Source organism: Algibacter lectus, from assembly GCF_900112395.1.
Taxonomy (GTDB): domain Bacteria; phylum Bacteroidota; class Bacteroidia; order Flavobacteriales; family Flavobacteriaceae; genus Algibacter; species Algibacter lectus.
The window spans coordinates 295,884-315,804 of the sequence record NZ_FOLN01000006.1; the positions used below are offsets into that span (position 1 = coordinate 295,884).

Consider the following 19,921-nt stretch of genomic DNA (forward strand, 5'->3'; position numbering starts at 1 on the left):
AATTAGAAATGAGTAAAACCCCATGTTTTCACTGTGGTTTAGACGCGTCTGCGGCTGAAATTACATTTGATGATAAACCGTTTTGTTGTAACGGCTGTAAAACCGTATACGAGATTTTCTCTGTAAACGATTTAACTTGCTATTACGATTTACAAGCATCTGCTGGAGCCAAACCTAGCGATATTGAAGGCAAATACAACTTTCTAGACAACGCTAAAATTGTTGAAAGCATATTAGATTTTAACGACAATACAACACAAATAGCAACCTTATACATACCACATATTCACTGCAGTTCTTGCATTTGGATTTTAGAAAACTTAAACAAATTAAATCCTGCCATAAGCGCATCAATTGTAAATTTTGGTAAAAAAACAGTACGTGTAACTTACAATTGTAATAACATTACCATAAAGCAATTGGTTAAACTTTTAGGCAGCATTGGTTACGAGCCTTTTATTAGTTTAGACGATTATAGCGTTGGTAAAAAAAATGTAGACCGATCGCTTATTTATAAACTAGGTGTTGCTGGTTTTGCCTTCGGAAACGTGATGTTTTTATCCTTTCCCGAATATTTTCAGGTTACTGGTTTTTGGATTGAAACTTACGCTCCCGTGTTTAGATGGCTTATGTTTTCATTCTCACTTCCTGTTGTTTTTTACTCGGCCCAAGATTATTTTATTTCAGCATATAAAGGTTTACGATCTAAAATTTTAAATATCGATGTTCCTATTTCTTTAGGTGTTATAGTTTTATTTGTAAGAAGTACTGCAGAAATAATTCTGAATTTAGGCACAGGTTTTTTCGATAGTCTAACTGGCCTTATATTTTTCTTACTACTCGGTAAATTTTTTCAGCAGAAAACATACAACTTTTTATCTTTTGAAAGAGATTACAAATCGTATTTCCCTATCGGAATCACTAAATTGTATAATGATGGCAAAGAAGAATCTGTGCAGGTTTACGATATTGTAAAAGGTGATAGATTATTGATTAGGAATGAAGAGTTAATTCCTGTAGATTGTATATTAATTAACGGAAAAGCACGTATTGATTATAGTTTTGTAACAGGCGAATCTGAAGCGGTTTCTAAAAAATCGGGCGATAAATTATTTGCAGGAGGAAAACAACTAAATGGCAGCATTGAAGTAGATGTATTAAAAACCGTAGAGCAAAGTTATTTAACCCAGCTTTGGAGTAACGATGTCTTTAATAAAAACAAAGAGGATGGTTTTACCACATTAACCAATGCTATTAGTAAAAAATTCACAATTGCTGTTTTAAGCATCGCATTTATAGCTACGGGATATTGGCTTTTTGTAGATTCATCTAAAGCATTAAATGTTTTTACAGCCGTTTTAATAATCGCTTGTCCATGCGCAATCGCATTAGCTGCTCCTTTTACCTTCGGAAATTTACTTCGTATTTTCGGGAAACTGAAGTTCTATGCAAAAAACGCTTCCGTTATCGAGCAATTAGCAGCTATTAACACTATTATTTTTGATAAAACCGGAACCATTACTGCGAATAAAGAAACTTCTGTAATGTACGAAGGCTCTAATCTTTCTAACAATGAAGAATCTTTACTTAGAAGCACTTTAAGAAACTCCAATCACCCATTAAGCAGATCGCTATACTCCCTTTTAGATCAACACAATATTGTTACTCTAGATACTTACGAAGAACATATAGGCAAAGGTATAGAAGCCAAACATAACCAAGACACTATTAAAATAGGTTCTGCGCCTTTTGTAGGTGCCACCGCAGAAACAGCTACTTTAAATACTGCTGTTTACGTTAGCACCAATAGCAAGTATAAAGGACGATTTACTTTCTACAACAAATACAGAAAAGGACTTTCTAAACTATTTAATAAATTAAAAAAACATTACGATTTAGTAATCCTTTCAGGAGATAATGCTGGCGAGCAAGAAAACCTAACTAAACTATTGCCTGCAAAAACGAAACTGTTTTTTAACCAGAAACCAGAAGATAAACTAGAGTACATTAAACATCATCAAAAATCTGGAGCAAAGGTTTTAATGATAGGCGATGGACTAAATGATGCTGGCGCCTTAGCACAAAGTAATGTTGGTATCGCCATTTCAGAAAATGTAAACATATTTTCTCCAGCATGTGATGCTATTCTCGATGCTTCAAAATTTAATCAATTGTATGATTTTATTAAAGCCTCCAAATCGGCTATCAAAATTATAAAATGGAGTTTTCTACTGTCTTTTTTCTATAACAGTATTGGGTTATATTTTGCCGTTACAGGTCAACTAGCCCCCGTTATAGCTGCTATATTAATGCCTTTAAGCTCTATTAGTATTGTAGTATTTACAACCGTTAGTACAAATTTTTTAGGTCGAAAATTGCAAAAGAAAAAGGCCTATTAAAAAGAATAGAAAAATAATTAAAAGAGTGTTTATTTTTATTGAATCAAAATAGAATCAAATTTTACTAAACATGACAAATGTCATGTTTTAACTATCGCTATCAAAGTACTTTTGATGCATAACTTCAATTAGGTATGAGTGTTATATATATTTTATTAACTATTAGCATTATTGTTGCTATTGGCTTCTTTGTGGCGTTTATTATAGCTGTTCGTAATGGGCAGTTTGATGATAGCTATACGCCTTCGGTTCGTATGCTTTTTGAAGACGAATTGGTTAAAGAAAAAACCGAAAAAACAATTTTAACTAAAAACGATTAACATTTTAATTTATGGAAATGCAACAGTTTAAGTACGATAATAAAATCGTTACAAAATTTATTTACGCCACCATCGTTTTTGGTGTTGTGGGTATGTCGGTAGGTTTACTACTTGCTTTTATGTTTTTGTTCCCCAACTTAACCGATGGAATTGCATGGTTAAGTTTTGGACGCTTAAGACCATTACACACCAATGCTGTAATTTTTGCTTTTGTTGGTAACGCCATGTTTGCTGGTATTTATTACTCGCTACAGCGTTTATTAAAAGCGAGAATGGCAAGCGACCTGTTAAGTAACATTAACTTTTGGGGTTGGCAACTTATTATTGTTGCAGCAGCTATTTCATTACCATTAGGTTATACATCTTCTAAAGAGTATGCCGAATTAGAATGGCCTATAGATATTGCTATTGCAGTTATTTGGGTTGTTTTTGGTATTAACATGATTTGGACTATTTTAAAACGTAGACAACGTCACTTATATGTAGCTATTTGGTTTTACTTAGCCACGTTTGTAACTGTTGCTGTACTGCATATCTTTAATAGCTTAGAGCTTCCTGTAAGCGCAATGAAAAGTTACTCGGTTTACGCGGGTGTTCAAGATGCCCTAGTACAATGGTGGTACGGCCATAATGCGGTTGCTTTCTTTTTAACAACACCGTTTTTAGGACTTATGTATTATTTTGTTCCTAAAGCAGCCAACAGACCTGTATACTCATATAGATTATCTATTGTACACTTTTGGTCTCTTATATTTATTTATATCTGGGCTGGACCTCACCACTTACTATACACGGCTTTACCAGAATGGGCACAAAATTTAGGTGTTGCATTCTCAGTAATGTTATTAATGCCGTCTTGGGGTGGTATGATTAATGGATTATTAACACTTCGTGGTGCTTGGGATAAAGTACGTACCGATCCTGTTTTAAAATTCATGGTTGTTGCCATTACCGGTTATGGTATGGCTACGTTTGAAGGCCCAATGCTTTCACTTAAAAGTGTAAATGCCGTAGCACACTTTACAGATTGGATTATTGCTCACGTACACGTTGGTGCATTAGCTTGGAACGGGTTTATGGCCTTTGGTATTATCTACTATTTAATACCAAAATTATTTAAAACAAAAATGTACTCTACAGGTTTAACCAACTTACACTTTTGGGTAGGGACTTTAGGTATTATTATGTACGCTTTACCACTATATGTTGCTGGTTTTACTCAGTATTCTATGTGGCAACAATTTAATCCAGATGGAACTTTAGTTTATGGTAACTTCTTAGAAACTGTTACCGAAATTATGCCAATGTACTTAATGCGTGCTATTGGAGGTAGTTTATATATTATCGGTATGTTTATCTTAGTTTACAACGTAATCATGACGATTAGACAAGGTAGCAAAGTTCAAGATGAATTGGCCGAAGCACCTGCTTTAGAACGTGTTTCTAAAAGTAGAACTGCAAACGAAGGATGGCACACTTGGTTAGAACGTAAACCAATACAACTAACCATTTTAGCAACTATTGCCATATTAATTGGAGGTATTATTCAAATTGTACCAACCATTATGGTAAAATCTAATATACCAACTATTTCTACAGTAAAACCATATACACCACTGGAGTTAGAAGGTCGAGATATTTATATACGTGAAGGTTGTGTAGGCTGCCATACACAAATGATTCGTCCGTTTAGACACGAGGTTGAACGTTATGGAGAATACTCTAAAGCGGGAGAATTTGTTTACGATCATCCATTCCTTTGGGGTTCTAAACGTACTGGACCAGATTTACATAGAATTGGTGCTAAATATTCAGATAACTGGCACTTTAACCACATGTACGATCCGCAAAGTACCTCATCGGGTTCTATTATGCCAAGATATCCTTGGTTAATTACTGGAGAAGGTAGTGAACTAGATAAATCGTTAACCGAAACAAAAATGGAAGCTATGGTAACTCTAGGCGTACCATACACGCAAGAAGAAATTGATAATGCACAACAAGCTATGTTAGAGCAAGGTGGGCAAATTGAACAAAACCTATATCAAGATCCTGATTTTGCTAAAACTTATGAAGCTGATAAAAAATATGCAGCCGAAAACGGAGAGCCTTTTATAGAAATGAAAAATAGAGAAATTGTTGCACTTATTGCTTATTTACAGCGATTAGGCACCGATATCCATGTTAAACCAGAACAAAAATAATAACCACCAAAACAATATAAAATCATGTTGAAATTTGTAAAATACCACATGGAGAGTATTGACGGTATCGAGATTTATCCAATAATTTCGTTAGTGATATTCTTTACTTTTTTTGTACTACTTTTTTGGTGGGTAATTACTGCGAAAAAAGACTATATACAAAACGTTAGCAACCTGCCTTTAGAAACTCAAAACGACGATACATTATGAGAAAACTAATTCCATCTTGGATACGAATTCCCGTAGCCTTTTTAATAATTTTCGCAGCAACAGAATACTTTGTAGATTCTGGCGAAAAGCCTGCTTTTATGGAGTACACTGCCGTTCAATTATTTTTAATTTTAGTGCTGCTAATTTTAATTGCTATTGAGGGTGTTATTGGAGCATTGGAAAATGTTATGCTTCATAAATTAGATGAAGAAGCTAAAGCTCGTTTTTTAGCTGAAAAAGAATTGGGCTATAAATTCACTTGGGTTAAAGAAACCTACATTAAATTATTAGGTCAGAAACCAATTGAACAAGAAGCTGAAATTGTTTTAGATCATAATTACGATGGTATAAAAGAACTTGATAATAATTTACCACCATGGTGGGTATACGCCTTTTATATTTCAATCATTTTTGCTATTGGTTACATGTTGAAATACGAAGTTTTTAATGGAGATAATCAAATTGATGAATTAGAAACTGAATTAGCAGAAGCAAGAATAGCTATTGAAGAATACAAAAAAACAGCAAAAGATTTAGTCGATTTTAATACGGTAACTCTATTAACTGAAGCATCGGATCTAAAGGCAGGAAAAACCATTTTCGAAAGCAACTGTGTGGCTTGCCATATGGCTGACGGTGGTGGTGGAATTGGACCAAACTTAACCGATAAAAACTGGATTTTAGGTGGCGATATTAAACACGTATTTAAAACAGTTTCTGAAGGTGGACGTTCTGGAAAAGGTATGATTGCCTGGAAAGCACAACTTAAACCAGCGCAAATTGCACAGGTTTCTAGTTACGTTTTAAGTCTTCAAGGTACAACACCTGCAAACCCAAAAGAGCCACAAGGCGATATTTGGACTCCCGAAGGTGATGCTGCTACAGAAGTAAATTAAGCAAAAAACTAACTTAATATATTCAAGACCTGGTAGTAAAACTAACTAGCAGGTCTATTTAACACCAAACATTGTGGAAACGCCAGATAACGAAACATTTAGAGATTCCATTGGAACGGTTACCAAAGACGGTAAACGTGCATGGGTATTTCCTAAAAAACCTAGTGGCAAGTTTTACAAATACCGTAAATATGTAAGCTATGCCCTATTAGCATTTTTATTATTGGCGCCATTTATTAAAATTAATGGCAACCAATTTTTAATGTTTAATATTTTAGAGAGGCGTTTTAATATTTTTGGTTTCCCGTTTTGGCCACAAGATTTTCATCTATTTGTAATATCGATGATTATTGGTGTTGTGTTTGTTGCCCTTTTTACAGTTGTATTTGGAAGAATTTTCTGTGGATGGATTTGTCCGCAAACCATTTTTATGGAAATGGTTTTTAGACGTATTGAATATTGGATTGAAGGCGATCGTGGTAAACAAATGCGTTTAGCTAAACAACCTTGGAATGCCGAAAAAATTAGAAAGAAAACATTAAAAACAGTAATTTTTGTGTTAATTTCTTTTATAATCGCCAATGTATTTTTGGCTTATTTAATAGGAAGCGACAAGTTAATATCTTACATTATTGATGGTCCGACAGAGCATTTAAGCACCCTTATATCTCTTACCATATTTACAGCTGTATTCTATTTTGTTTTTGCTTGGTTTAGAGAACAGGTTTGTATTATTGCTTGCCCTTACGGTAGATTGCAAGGTGTACTTTTAGACACCAAGTCTATTGTTGTGGCTTACGACCATAAACGTGGTGAGGCAGAAAATGGTAGAAAAAAATTCAGAAAAACTGAAGATCGCGAAGCTTTAGGCCATGGTGACTGTATAGATTGTATGCAATGTGTTAATGTTTGCCCAACAGGTATAGACATTAGAAACGGTACACAATTAGAGTGCGTGAACTGTACAGCTTGTATTGATGAGTGCGATCATATTATGGAAAGCATTAGTCTTCCAAAAGGTTTAATTAGATATACCAGCGAAGAAAATATAGAGAAGAAAACACCTTTTAAATTAACACCTAGAATTAAAGGTTACATAGCAGTATTAGCCATTTTAACCGGCTTGCTTGTTGGTATGCTTTTTTTACGAAACGATGTAGAAGCGACAATTTTAAGATTACCAGGTCAACTTTACGAACACAAGGAAAACAACATTATTAGTAATGTGTTTACCTATAAGCTGGTAAACAAAACATCTAAAGATATTGAGAGCGTAAGCTTTAAATTACTGTCGCATAAAGGGGAATTAAAATTGGTTGCTACAAACGATCATTTTGTAGTGCCAAAGCAAGAAATATCGAAAGGTACTTTGTTTGTTGAAATAAATAATTCGGCTTTAAGTGGCGATAGAAATAAAATTAAAATTGGAGTTTACTCTGGTGATAAGTTAATAGAAACCACTACAGCCAACTTTTTAGGGCCGCGTAGTTTTAAGTAAACCTATTGCTAAAAACTAAAAAGGAATTTAGCACGTAGTTGCATTAGGGATAGAACGGCATGTTTGAGCTCCCCGACCAAAGGAAGGGAGCGAGTAGTGATAGCCCGACCCGTAGGGTAATGCCCTAAATATAAAATTAATAATGTTACATTTTTCGCTTTCGCGGAAATAAAAAAAATATAATTGAGATGAAATTTAATTGGGGAACTGGCGTAGTACTTGCATTTATAGGCTTTATAGCTTTTATAATGTACTTTGTTGTAACCATGTTTGCGGACAATAGGTTTAAAAATGAATTGGTTACCGAAGATTATTATGGTGCAGAATTATTGTATCAAAAGGATATTAATAAGCTTGAAAAATCGAAAGAATTAACGGTAAACGTAAATTACTTGCGCACTAATGATGGCTTAAAAGTGGTATTCCCAAAGGGTTTTGATTATAAAGAAATTACAGGAAAAGTGTTCCTATATAGACCATCTAACAAACAACTAGACTTTGAGACTTCTATTGTTTCACTGTCTGATTCTACTTTGCTCATACCTGACAAACGTTTGGTAGATGGTCGTTGGAACATTAAAATTGACTGGCAATATAAGGGAAATTCTTATTTATTTAAGGAATCTATAATTTATTAACATGCTTTTCTCAGCATTTATACTAGGCCTTTTAGGTAGTTTTCATTGTGTGGGCATGTGTGGTCCCATTGCATTTATGCTGCCTGTAGATCGAAATAATGCGTTAAAAAAAGCATTACAAATTGGTGTTTATCACCTCGGAAAACTACTAGCTTACAGCGTTATCGGCCTCGTTTTTGGCTTAATTGGCAAAAGCTTATACTTATTTGGTTTCCAGCAACAACTCTCTATTTTTATTGGAATTTTAATGATTCTAGTGGTTTTAATTCCGCAGAAAACATTTAACAAATACAACTTTTCTAAACCGGTTTACAAGTTAATTTCTAAAGTTAAATCGGCTTTAGGATCTGCTATGAAGAAAAAAACAATGGATACTTTTTTAACCATTGGTTTTTTAAATGGCTTTTTACCTTGTGGCTTAGTTTACATGGCTGTTTTTGCAGCTATTGCTAGTGGCAATGCGCTAAATGGCGCACTATACATGGCTGTTTTTGGTTTGGGCACCATACCATTGATGACAACGGCTATTTATTTTTCGCAGTTTTTAAAAGGTGCCGCTCGCCAAAAAATACAGAAAGCAATTCCTGTTTTTGTAGTTATTATTGGTGTGCTATTTATTATTCGTGGTTTAGGCTTAGGGATCCCTTACCTCTCTCCTGCACCGGTTTTGGATGCAGTTTCGGCTAGTATGGATTGCCAGCTTTAAGCTATTTTATTTTCTCTTTTAGGTATAGCTATAAAATATAATTTCGCCACCCTGAGTTTAACCAGAATGACGAAATTACCCCCATTACAATACAAAAAATTACTATTAAATTTTCAATGTTAATACTGGTATAGGTGAATGGTTTACAACTTCCTCACCTACGCTGCCTTTAAAAAAGCGCGCTAAACCTTTTCTGCCATGGGTTGGCATTACAATTAAATCTACATTGTGTTTATTAGAGAAATTTACAATACCATCATCTACGGTATAGTCACTTACATAACGAACGTTCTCTAAACTTCTTAAATGCTTATCTGCTTTTGTAAAAAAGTTAACGGCCATTTTCTCTAATTGTGCTGTGCTACTAAACTTTTCGTTTGGTAAATTAACATGCACTAAATAAATTTTAGAGGCAATATCCTGGAACATTTCCATGGTATGGTGGTATGATTCTATAGACTCTTCCGAGAAATCGCAAGCCAATGCAACCACATCAAAATTAATATTGGCTACATTGCTTTTAACAACAAGCACAGGTATTTCTGAACTACGTACAACGCGTTCTGTATTAGAACCTATAAACATCTCTTCGAAGCCATTGGCGCCATGAGAGCCCATAATTATAATATCTGCATCGTGTTGCTTAGCAACATCGTTAACCTCGCTAAACACTTTTAAATGCTTAATAATTGGAGTGATTTTAACACCTTCTAAATAGTCTTTATCTAAGAAATCGTTAAACTTCTTTTCAGCTAATTTCATAAAAAATACTGCTTTTTGTCCTAGAAGTTCATCTGAGACAGAAAGGGCTTCAGTAGACATTTCTAGCATATGCAATGCAAGCACCTCAGCATCATGTTTTTTTGCTAATTTTGCTGCTGTTTTTAAAGCATATTCTGAATGTTCTGAAAAATCGACGGGTACAATAATTTTTTTCATGTTACTTGGGTTTTAAGTTGTTATAAATCTCAGAGCCATTACAGCTTACTAAATATTAAATTAATTTGGTAGCGGTTTTTTAAACCGTCATAGAAAACAGTTGTGTATCGGGCTGTTTACGTTGCAATAGTAAATCGAAAGCCATACAAATATTGCGTACAAATGGTTGTCCTTTATCGGTAACGGCAATACTATCTGTTTCTATTTTCAATAAGCCATCTTGCTCCATTTCTTTTAGCCTAATTAAAGCATCGGGCAATTCTGGAAAACGAAGGGCATCATTGGTCCAACTGGTTTTAAAACGACACATTAAATTAAGAATGTGTTGCCTAATTACCAAATCTTCTTCATTTAAAATATGACCTCTATAAACAGGTATTATATTATCTTCCAACAAATTGTAATAGCTTTCTAGGCCTTTTACGTTTTGAGCAAACCCGTACCAACTATCACTAATAGAAGACACACCTAAACCTATCATGGCTTGTGTTTTAGAGGCTGTGTAGCCCATAAAATTGCGGTGTAAATCACCATTTTCCATAGACTTAAAAAGGCTATCGGTTTTTAATGCAAAATGATCCATCCCAATTTCGTGATATCCTACTTCTGCTAATAATTGTTTACCTAACTCGTACTGTTTTCTTTTTAGTTCTGGCGCTGGTAAATCGTTATCATTAAAACCGCGTTGTCCATTTCCTTTTATCCATGGCACATGTGCGTAGCTATAAAAAGCCAATCGATCTGGCAATAATGCTTTTGTTTTTAATATGGTAGATTTTACATGGTCTATGGTTTGAAAAGGTAGACCAAAAATAATATCGTGACCAACAGAGGTGTAACCCACTTCTCTAGCCATCTCGGTAGCACGTTTAACATTTTCAAAGGGCTGAATACGATGAATGGCTTTTTGTACCGTTTCATTATAATCCTGCACTCCATAACTTACGCGTCTAAATCCAACATCAAAAAGTGCTTGCAAATGCTCGCGTGTTGTATTATTTGGGTGACCTTCAAAACTAAACTCATAATTATCGGCTAAAACCGATCTATTTAAAATACCATTTATTAATATTTTTAAATGCTCCGGACTAAAAAAAGTTGGTGTTCCGCCGCCTAAATGTAATTCCTTAATTATCGGTTTTTCATCAAACAATTCTAAATACAAATCCCACTCTTTTAAAACCGCATTTATATATGGTGACTCTACACTGTGTTGTTTTGTAATACGCTTATTACAACCACAAAATGTGCATAAACTTTCGCAAAAAGGTAGATGTATATATAGACTAATTCCTTCTTTAGAGTTACTTTCTTTAAAAGATTGTACTAATGATCCTTTCCATTTATTTAACGAAAATGTTTCATTATTCCAATACGGAACAGTTGGATAACTCGTGTATCGAGGACCAGAAATATTATATTTATCTACTAATGATGTGTTCATACCTAATAATTATAGTTCAAAATTAGAAGAATTAGGGTTCTAAAAATATGATATATATCATACCAAATCTTGCATGTCATTTATTATTGGCTTAACTTTCGACTAAATAAAAAAAGCATAACAAAATGAAAAAAATAAGTATTCTTTTCTTAGCAATGGCTGTAAGTTTAGCCTCTTGTAAAAACGAAAAAAAAGACAACACAACAACTGAAACAGTAACAACTGAAACGGCTGTACAATACGTAGTAAAGCCAGAAGCGACTTCAGTAAAATGGACCGCTTACAAAACCACAGAGAAAAAACCTGTTGGTGGAGAATTTAAAGTTTTAAGATTTGATGAAAAAACTGGAGCAACTCCAGAAGAAGCGCTAAACAACTTAAGCTTTTCTATCCCAGTAAGCAGTGTATTTACTAACGATGCAACAAACACACGTGATGCTAAAATTAAAACTTCATTTTTTGGAGCTATGCTAGACACTGAGCTGTTAACCGGTACAATTAAATATGCCAATGGTGCTTATTCTGCAGCGATTACCATGAATGGTGTTACTAGCGATTTACCTCTAGAGGTTAAAATTACAGAAGAACGCCGTGTAGTAATGACAGGTGTTATGGATTTAAAAGAATGGGACGCATTAGGGGCCTTAGAATCGTTAAACAAAGTATGTTTCGATTTACATAAAGGCTCAGATGGTGTTAGTAAAACTTGGGACGATGTCGCTATTGAAGTGAATACTTTTTTACGCGAAAACTAAACGTTACCCAAAAATAGCACTCAACTTTTAAAACCATTTATGGATTTAGACATTCTAGTCGAAAAATTTAAACAAAAAGACGAAAAGGCTTTTGAAAGTTTGTACGCCATGTATAGCGAAAGTATGCATGGCGTTATTTTTAATATTGTTAGAAACCACGATATTGCTGAAGAAATAATGCAAGATGTTTTTGTAAAAGCTTGGCATAAATCGGATACGTACTCTAGTAAAAAAGGCCGTTTCTTCACCTGGATTTTAAATATCGCCAGAAACGCGGCTATAGATAAAACGCGCTCCAAAAGTTTCAAGAACACCAAACAAAACCTTGACGCCTCTTTTTTCGTAGATATACTTGAAACTAGTGATAATCTAGATAATACCACGGATGCCATAGGTATAAAAAATTATGTAGGTAAACTTGCAAAAAAATGTATTGAAGTTATAGAACTTCTTTATTTTAAAGGTTACACACAAACCGAAGCTTCCGAAACATTAAACATGCCTATTGGCACAATTAAAACAAGAAATAGAAATTGTATAAAAGAGCTTAGAAATATGGTTTTAAATTAAAACCTTTTAAGTCTATATTTTAAACATTAGTTAAAATTAAAATGGATATTAACGCATACATAGAGTCTGGGATTTTAGAGCTATACGTAGCTGGTTCGCTTTCTGATAAAGAAAACGAGGAGATCTATGCACTTATGCAAAAACATCCCGAAATTTTACAAGAAGTTTTAAATATTGAAGCCGCCGTTATTAAACTTACCGCAGCTACAGCTCCAAAAAACAAAAACTATATATTAACGAGTATCAAAAAAACTTTAAATTTTAAAGGTAATAACGATACTAAAGTTATATCGATTACTAAATACAACTGGATTACTTATACCGGTTGGGCAGCATCTGTTGTTTTGGCCGCTGGCCTATTATGGACCGTAAACCAAAACACTACTTTACAATCTAATATAGAAGTTGCCAACGTAAAACAAGCCTTATTAGAAACTCAAATTGCAAATTCTAAAAACAGTTTAGAAGAAGCACAAACTCTGGTTTCCGTTTTACGAGACGATGCCATTACTAAAATACCTCTTGCTGGTCAAGGAAATTTTGCTAGCACTTACGCCAAGGTATATTGGGATAAAAAAGAACAACGTATTTTTCTAGACGCGCAAGGATTACCAGAACCTCCAGAAGGTAAAGTATATCAAGTTTGGTCTTTAAAACTTAGCCCTTTAACACCTACAAGCTTAGGTACTATTGACGATTTTGCTACGGATACCAACAAAATATTCGAGATTGCAAATGCCAATCAAAGTGAAGCTTTTGGTATAACCTTAGAGCCTGCTGGCGGAAGCGAAACCCCAACTATGGAGTTTTTATACACACTTGGTGTTGCGGCTAGTTAATTCATTTTAAAAACATTTCATCTTCTTATTTGTGTTTTCTATGACTAGGAAAAGGTACAGAAACGCTCTATTCTTTACGTCTATTGCGGTTTAGCTTATTTATTATTCACCTCACTCCTGTCTACCTTTAAATAGTTTCCCAAAACCTAATTATTAAGCATAAAAAAACACTTGACTATATTTCTATAATCAAGTGCTTTCACCTAAAAAACCAACAAAATCAATCACAAAATTCTTGGCTTAATCTTTATATTTTCAAATCACTACACTTCTTAAAATGTACCTTAATTAAAACCTATAACTCACCGTAAACTTACTAGAAAACGGTGTGCCTGGTGTAAAATGAATTTCTTCTATAGGTGCGGTTTCATTCTGTAAGCGTGAGGTTGTAGCAAATTGTGTTTCGTTCCATTCGGTATCAAAAAGATTCTCTATCGCGAAACCAAAAGTTAAATTATTGATAGTATAATTCACATTAAAATCGCTCACAAAATAACCTTCGGCAATAATACTATTATCTTCGTTTGCTGGTCTATCATCAATATATCTAAAATTTAATCCTCCAGAAAACCCTTTTAAATCGTTAACCGCAAGTCCGCCTGTTAAAGTAAAATCTGGAGCCAACGGAATATAATCTTCACCAGAAGCTTCATCTATACTACGCGCTTTTGTAAGTGTAGCATCGGTATTTAAAAACAACCAATTGTTTAATTGATATCTTACACCTAAATCGGCACCATAGCGCCTTGTTCTTCCGCTAGGCTCAACAATACCAGCATCGCCAACATACACAAACTCTTGTTCTAAAAACAAATACCATAAAGCAGAATTAACCACTAATTTTGGTGTTGGTTTCCAAATATTACCAAAATCAACGCCATAGGCTTTTGGCAAAACATTTTCACTAGCATTGGTTACAACAACGCGTGTATCATTAGAGTGAAAACCAATACCCGATTTTAAGTATAGCTGTAAGTTATCTTTTGCGTTATAAAAGAAATTTAACTTTGGCAACAACGCTGTTTTGGTTTCATCTAAAGCCGTGTAGTTTGTTTGTAGCTTATCATTATACATAAATTTAAAATGCTCTAAGCGTAAAGCCGGAGCAACAACAAGTTTTCCAAACTCGAATTCTGCGTTTACAAACATACTCGCGTTAGTTTGGTTTATATCACCCAACTGCACTTGCTCTAATGTTGTACTTCTATTTAACGTTTTAGACAACTCGGTATCGTTTGCAACATCATTTCTTAAACTTACACCTGCACTTAAAACTACAGGTGTTTCCCCTAAATAAGTATCATGAATTAAACGACTATTAAATCCAAAAATATCACGATTTTCAGTTTGTTTTATTTGATCGCCATTTACAGGATCTTCTAAAAAGAATGTAAAATTAGAATACAGTTCGAATGCCGAATGTGTGTAAAACATATTGGTTTTTAACCTTGTATCATCATTTATATACTTACTATATTCTATATTTAAATTGGTACGTTGCGTGTTACCACCTTCAGTATCATCGATAGCTCCAAATCTAGAAATATTTCCATTATCAACTTCACGCTGTGGTATTTGCCCAGAAGCATCCCAACGACTTTTAAAATGAGATAGCGTTAAACTTAATTTATTGTTTTGTGGAGAAATAACGGTGTACTTTCCAAATAGGTTGAGTCTATTAAAATTTTGAGGAGACTCAAACGGGCCATCATTTTCTAAATACTCAATGGCCATATAAGCATTCTCATTTTTAGAATCGCCCAACAAATCAAACATCCCAAGAGTTCTTAAAGAGTTAAACTGACCAATAGACAATGAAACCTGACTATCTTTTATATAATCTTTGGTAGAAAAATCTACATAACCTGCCGTGTTAAAATCACCTTTATTGGCATAATAACTTCCTTTACCAAAATCTATTTTGTTAACCGTTTCGGCTATTAAAAAGTGTAAATCACTATACCCTTGCCCATGTGCATGAGACACCATATTTACTGGCATACCATCTACCGAAATGGCAACATCGGTTCCGTGATCGATATCAAAACCTCTTAAAAAAAGTTGTTCTGCTTTTCCGCCACCAGCGTGTTGACCAATAATTAAACCAGGTACTTTTCGTAATACTTCTTGCGAAGAGTTTACGGGATCGATACTTAAATCTAATCGAGAAATTGTGCTCAACGCATTTAATTGCTCATTTAAGTGTAATTCTTCTAACTGAAATGTTTTCTCTTGTAAAGTAATCGTTATTCCCGAAGTCAAAGCCTTTTCTTCTAAAACTAAAACCTGATTTTTATAACCTAGAAGTCCGATTTTAATGGAATCGCCTATTTTATTTTCATCTAAAACAAACCTACCATTTGCAGAAGAGTGCGCATGCGTTTCAGAATTTAAGTTATAAACATAAGCAGCTTCCAAAGGCTGATTATTTTCATCTATAATCACACCTTTTAAACGTTGTGAAAACCCTAAATTAACTAAAAACAAGACTAAAACTGTAGAAAAATATTTTCTATAATTCATATAAAACATTTAAATATTACGAATTTCATTGGCCATTAAAGGACCAAGTTCAAAAATACTATTATTCAATTCTTTTTTTAATTCTTCGGCTTTTTTTAACTTTCCATTAACCTTATAAATGCGCGCTAAATGGTAGAGCACATCAGGTTCTGATGTTTTTCCAACAACAAAATCTTCCATAACTGTTAATGCTTTTTTAGTGTCTCCTAAATTAAAATAAGACCAAGCTAACAAATCGTAAGATTGTGGTGTTGGGCGATTTTCAATTTCGGTTAACGCTATTTCTAAAGCTTTGTTTTTCATATTAATATCTTCAGCAAATAAAAGCGCGTTATATTTATTATACATATCGCCATATTGCGAATTGCTTACTGCTTTTTTGTATAATTCTAACTGTTCTTTTTGCAGTTCAGCATCTTCTAAATATTCAGCAATATCGGCCTTCAGCAAATAGTAATCTGGAGATAAATGAGTTCTGGTAGCATAATCTAAAATGCGTAACGCTTCCTTAGGGTTTTTCTCGTGAGAATACACAATCCATGCAATTCCTTTTTTAGAATAAGCATCTTGCGGATCAATTTCTAAAGCCATTAAATAGTGCTTATAAGCAGCTTCTATTTTTCCGGCGTGCCCGTAATAATCAGCTAAATTAGTATACACCCATTTTTTTGTAGATGGCATATTGGTATATTCTGCCATGGTTTTAGCACGTTCCATATATTTTATAGCAGCATCTAAATCGCCACGAACATCCGACCATTTTGATAAACGAATGATATAATCGAAATCTTCAAAATCTTTAAAAGTTTCTAAATAACTTTTCGCAGCTTCAAAGTCTCCTAATTCTAGGTTAACATCGAAAAGCATTTTTTGAGTACTTTCTAAATGTTCCCCATTAATTTCCGCTTTTTTAAGTAAGCCTAAAGCTTCTTTAAAACGGTGTTGCGAAATATAATTTCTTGCTAAAGCACGTAAATAGCCTGTGCTAGTATAGTTTACAGCCTCGTTCGCTTTTATTAAACTTTCTTCGGCCTCTAAAAGAGATTCAATATTACCCGTAACTCCAAATATTTGAGATTGTGAGGCAGATACCTTTGATAAATAAGGAAATTGATTCGGTTGTTTTTCTAGTTTTTGTTTCCAAAAATTTAAATCGGCCTGAGCCAATGCTAATGCTTTATAAGTTGTGTTTTCTAAAAAAACATTATAATCTTTAGAGTTGGTAATTTTATTATCGGCATTATTACAACTTACAAAACAAGCTGCTAATAATACAAACGCCAGTTGATGAGTGATTTTCATGATTTTAGTGTGATTTTTTTGTGATTCGTTTTTAGGTTGAAAAAACAAAGAGGCTGTTTAAAAAAATAAATAAACAACCTCTAAATAAGCTTCTACCAAGGAGAAGCTAGGTAAGGAAATGAAGGCAAAAAGTCTTTATCATTAGCACTTACATTATCATTAGAAAATTGAGGGTTTTCAGTAAAATCTTCACCACCAAAAATTAATAATAACTCTACAGTAATAACATCATCGGTTAAATTACGACCTGTTAAAACATTAGTACCGTCGTAAAACGTTGTTGTTCCGTCTAAGGATACATTTAAAACATCGGTTGCCAGTAAACCTGTAAAGGTTGCAGCATCTTGTTGTAATGCATTTTTATCGCCAGCGTTAGCAAAAGCAGGACTTAACCCTTCTAAATTTGCTTGAAACATACTTTGGAATGCAGCATTTTGTTCTGAAGGAATAGTAACATTGAAATCATCTTTACTAGATCCAGAAACAAATACAGTATTTACTGCAGGTCTTCCCATTTGATCTTGTTGCATAAATGTTCCCGAAAAATCAGGCTCCATATTTTCTACAATATTGTTATCATCGTCCGATGAGCAATTAAATGCTAAAAATGATAATGCAAATGCGACACTTATATTTTTTATAGTTTTCATACTTAATAATTTTAATTAGTTATTTTTTATTTCTTTTTAGATTCTACCCAAGTGTTAATAGTTCCCGAACCACCAATCATACTTTTTGGCACTTCTACTACTATAGACATAACATTACTACCTGCAAATGTATCGGCTCCTGGATCGTTAAAACCATCGGCAGTACCAGCAATAATTGCAGAGTATTGTGCAAAATCCATAAAAAATGGATCGTCACGTGGACCAGCGAAAAACGTCATACCCATTGCATTAGTTTCTGTTACGGCAGCTTCACCATATGTTGTAATATCTACCCAACCTGTATTAGTTGCTGTAGTTGCAATGGTACTATTAAGTCCTGTTTGCGATGGTGCAACGGGTCCAAAAAAGTACATTTTTCCGTCTCTCGGAATGGCTTGAATTACCATGTCTTCAATATTGTCACCATCGGTATCAATATTAATTTCAACTAAAACACTTTCATCAAATGCAGCATCGGCCGTTGCGCTTGGGCTAATTAAACCTTGTACGTTGGCTACAAACACCAAGTTATTTGTGTTTTCAGCTTGAAAGGCATAAAAATCTGTGATATCACTTGTTCCGCCTTGCACAGCAGGTGCATCGATATGATCTGCCGCTAAAATGAAGACACTAGCCGCAGCTACTACTCCAATTCCTAATACTCTTTTTAAGTTTTTCATGATTTTGAATTTTTGTTAATCTGTTAATTTTTGAATTCACGCATACCTACGAAGAAACAACAAGAGCGGTTTTGTTAAAATTATGTTAAAGCGAAAAACCGCCTAAATATTGGATATAAAATTTATCTTTGTGCCTTATTAAAAATGATAGAAGAATGAACCCATCGGCTTCTGGTTGGATAAATAAATTGCTTACAGATGTTAGTAAAAAGGATGCGCTATTTAATATAGACAAAGAATCTTTTTATGAAGCATTGCGCGATTCTGGGTTTATCTACGGAAGTAATTTAGAAGTTGTAGAACATACTTTTGAAAATAAAGACCTTACGGAAGAAGAACTTTGTAAAACCAATTTATGCCTAGCATTTTTATACACGCACAAAACATCGAACTCTAAAGCCGAATTTGTAGATAGTGTTATTGGGTTTTATTCTACTATAAAGAAATCTAAAAATTCTTTTTTCCAAGGTTTATTAGGTGGTAAAAAATCGAGCGAGCAACTCGAAAAAATAATTCACAAACGCGTTCAAATAGACGCTAATGTTTTAACAAAAAACTTCAACTACTTTGTTATTAACGCGCTATTATATATAGATGTATTGGCGTACCAAGGTTATTTAAAAAACGAAACCATTTCAATTGAATATTTAAAAAATTTAGAAGCTGCCATTACCTCTATTTCTTTAGAAGTTTTGAATGCCAAAGCCTCTAAAAACAAATATGATGAAAGTTTAATTAAATTGTTTGAATCATCTTTACGCTACCAAAACGACACGCATATAGATTATAAAGCAGCCGTTGCCATGGTAAAAACTTCTAAGGAAGCCTACTATATTTTAGACATTGCTTGCATGGCCTCTTGGAGTGATGCTATTATAGACGAGAAAGAATATCAATTTTTAGTAAAACTAGGTCAAGATTTAAGATTGAATAGTGAACGTATTCAACAATCCATCCAAAGTGTAAACACCTTTTACACAGCCAACAAAGGCAACATTGCGCTTTTAAGCTCTAAAAATATTGTACACAGTTTTTACGATAATTCTAGTAAAATGGTTTACAAACTTATTACTAGAAATAGTAAACGCTTGTACCAAGAACTAAAGGATAGTAAGGAACTTATGGTTCTACTTACCCAATCTACGGTTAGAGATTTAACTAAAGAAGAACAGAAAAAAGTAACCGATCAATTATTAGATATTTTTAAATCTATACCTAGCTTAGCGATTTTCCTTTTGCCAGGCGGAGCCATTTTACTACCCTTAGTTATTAAATTTATTCCAAAATTATTACCTTCTGCATTCGATGAAAATAGAATAAAGAAATAATAGATTTACCTTCTTCTTGT

18 protein-coding genes are annotated in these 19,921 nt (G+C 33.8%); 12 read left to right on the forward strand and 6 right to left on the reverse strand.

The features are described from left to right. Positions 1–8 precede the first annotated feature (8 nt). The 8 genes from BM246_RS12680 to BM246_RS12715 all read left to right on the forward strand — a co-directional run bounded on the left by BM246_RS12680 (position 9) and on the right by BM246_RS12715 (position 8,871). Positions 9–2,399 carry a heavy metal translocating P-type ATPase gene (locus BM246_RS12680; protein WP_074938363.1) on the forward strand — a complete coding sequence of 797 codons (2,391 nt, stop codon included), beginning with the start codon at positions 9–11 and terminating at the stop codon, positions 2,397–2,399. A 134-nt stretch (positions 2,400–2,533) separates the two neighbouring features. Further along, positions 2,534–2,719 (forward strand): cbb3-type cytochrome oxidase assembly protein CcoS, encoded by a 186-nt coding sequence (gene ccoS / locus BM246_RS12685; RefSeq protein WP_042500155.1) that lies wholly within the window; start codon positions 2,534–2,536, stop codon positions 2,717–2,719. A gap of 11 nt (positions 2,720–2,730) precedes the next feature. Continuing rightward, positions 2,731–4,923 carry a cytochrome-c oxidase, cbb3-type subunit I gene (gene ccoN / locus BM246_RS12690; protein ID WP_074938365.1) on the forward strand — a complete coding sequence of 731 codons (2,193 nt, stop codon included), beginning with the start codon at positions 2,731–2,733 and terminating at the stop codon, positions 4,921–4,923. Positions 4,924–4,947: 24 nt separating this feature from the next. Beyond that, a complete protein-coding gene (locus tag BM246_RS12695; RefSeq protein WP_042500153.1) occupies positions 4,948–5,133 on the forward strand; it encodes a cytochrome c oxidase subunit IV in 186 nt (61 codons plus the stop codon). Continuing rightward, positions 5,130–6,029, forward strand: coding sequence for a cbb3-type cytochrome c oxidase N-terminal domain-containing protein (locus tag BM246_RS12700; RefSeq protein WP_042500150.1), 900 nt, complete (start codon positions 5,130–5,132; stop codon positions 6,027–6,029). The genes BM246_RS12695 and BM246_RS12700 overlap by 4 nt, the downstream gene beginning before the upstream one ends. A gap of 73 nt (positions 6,030–6,102) precedes the next feature. After that, positions 6,103–7,527: a cytochrome c oxidase accessory protein CcoG gene (gene ccoG, locus BM246_RS12705; protein WP_074938367.1), complete on the forward strand. Its 1,425-nt coding sequence runs from the start codon at positions 6,103–6,105 to the stop codon at positions 7,525–7,527. Between the two features lie 188 nt (positions 7,528–7,715). Beyond that, positions 7,716–8,165 carry a FixH family protein gene (locus BM246_RS12710; RefSeq protein ID WP_074938369.1) on the forward strand — a complete coding sequence of 150 codons (450 nt, stop codon included), beginning with the start codon at positions 7,716–7,718 and terminating at the stop codon, positions 8,163–8,165. Between the two features lies 1 nt (position 8,166). Beyond that, positions 8,167–8,871 carry a sulfite exporter TauE/SafE family protein gene (locus BM246_RS12715; protein WP_074938371.1) on the forward strand — a complete coding sequence of 235 codons (705 nt, stop codon included), beginning with the start codon at positions 8,167–8,169 and terminating at the stop codon, positions 8,869–8,871. A 105-nt stretch (positions 8,872–8,976) separates the two neighbouring features. Here the strand turns inward: BM246_RS12715 and BM246_RS12720 are convergent, their stop codons facing one another. Both BM246_RS12720 and hemN read right to left on the reverse strand, forming a co-directional pair. Further along, positions 8,977–9,810, reverse strand: coding sequence for a universal stress protein (locus BM246_RS12720; RefSeq protein ID WP_042500141.1), 834 nt, complete (start codon positions 9,808–9,810; stop codon positions 8,977–8,979). Positions 9,811–9,889: 79 nt separating this feature from the next. Beyond that, positions 9,890–11,254: an oxygen-independent coproporphyrinogen III oxidase gene (hemN, locus tag BM246_RS12725; protein ID WP_074938373.1), complete on the reverse strand. Its 1,365-nt coding sequence runs from the start codon at positions 11,252–11,254 to the stop codon at positions 9,890–9,892. Between the two features lie 125 nt (positions 11,255–11,379). On the opposite strand from hemN, the gene BM246_RS12730 reads away from it, so the two are divergent. Genes BM246_RS12730 through BM246_RS12740 form a run of 3 tightly spaced genes read left to right on the forward strand, consistent with a single transcriptional unit; the run spans position 11,380 to position 13,418 of the window. Next, the gene (locus tag BM246_RS12730) at positions 11,380–12,009 is read left to right on the forward strand and encodes a YceI family protein (protein WP_042506538.1); all 630 of its coding nucleotides are present in this window, start codon (positions 11,380–11,382) and stop codon (positions 12,007–12,009) included. 39 nt (positions 12,010–12,048) lie between these two features. Then, entirely contained in the window at positions 12,049–12,579 is a 531-nt protein-coding gene (locus BM246_RS12735; RefSeq protein WP_042506540.1) for an RNA polymerase sigma factor, read from the forward strand. A gap of 41 nt (positions 12,580–12,620) precedes the next feature. Next, positions 12,621–13,418: an anti-sigma factor gene (locus BM246_RS12740; protein WP_074938375.1), complete on the forward strand. Its 798-nt coding sequence runs from the start codon at positions 12,621–12,623 to the stop codon at positions 13,416–13,418. Positions 13,419–13,706: 288 nt separating this feature from the next. Here the strand turns inward: BM246_RS12740 and BM246_RS12745 are convergent, their stop codons facing one another. The 4 genes from BM246_RS12745 to BM246_RS20190 all read right to left on the reverse strand — a co-directional run bounded on the left by BM246_RS12745 (position 13,707) and on the right by BM246_RS20190 (position 18,573). Then, positions 13,707–15,941 carry a TonB-dependent receptor gene (locus tag BM246_RS12745; protein ID WP_074938435.1) on the reverse strand — a complete coding sequence of 745 codons (2,235 nt, stop codon included), beginning with the start codon at positions 15,939–15,941 and terminating at the stop codon, positions 13,707–13,709. Positions 15,942–15,950: 9 nt separating this feature from the next. Next, the gene (locus BM246_RS12750) at positions 15,951–17,243 is read right to left on the reverse strand and encodes a tetratricopeptide repeat protein (protein WP_074938437.1); all 1,293 of its coding nucleotides are present in this window, start codon (positions 17,241–17,243) and stop codon (positions 15,951–15,953) included. A 92-nt stretch (positions 17,244–17,335) separates the two neighbouring features. After that, a complete protein-coding gene (locus BM246_RS20185; protein WP_042500134.1) occupies positions 17,336–17,893 on the reverse strand; it encodes a DUF4331 family protein in 558 nt (185 codons plus the stop codon). Between the two features lie 26 nt (positions 17,894–17,919). Next, complete coding sequence (locus BM246_RS20190) at positions 17,920–18,573, reverse strand: DUF4331 family protein (RefSeq protein ID WP_074938377.1); 654 nt, start codon at positions 18,571–18,573, stop codon at positions 17,920–17,922. A 155-nt stretch (positions 18,574–18,728) separates the two neighbouring features. On the opposite strand from BM246_RS20190, the gene BM246_RS12765 reads away from it, so the two are divergent. Further along, positions 18,729–19,901, forward strand: a complete 1,173-nt coding sequence (locus BM246_RS12765) for an LETM1-related biofilm-associated protein (RefSeq protein ID WP_042506547.1) — start codon at positions 18,729–18,731, stop codon at positions 19,899–19,901. The last annotated feature ends 20 nt before the right edge of the window (positions 19,902–19,921 follow it).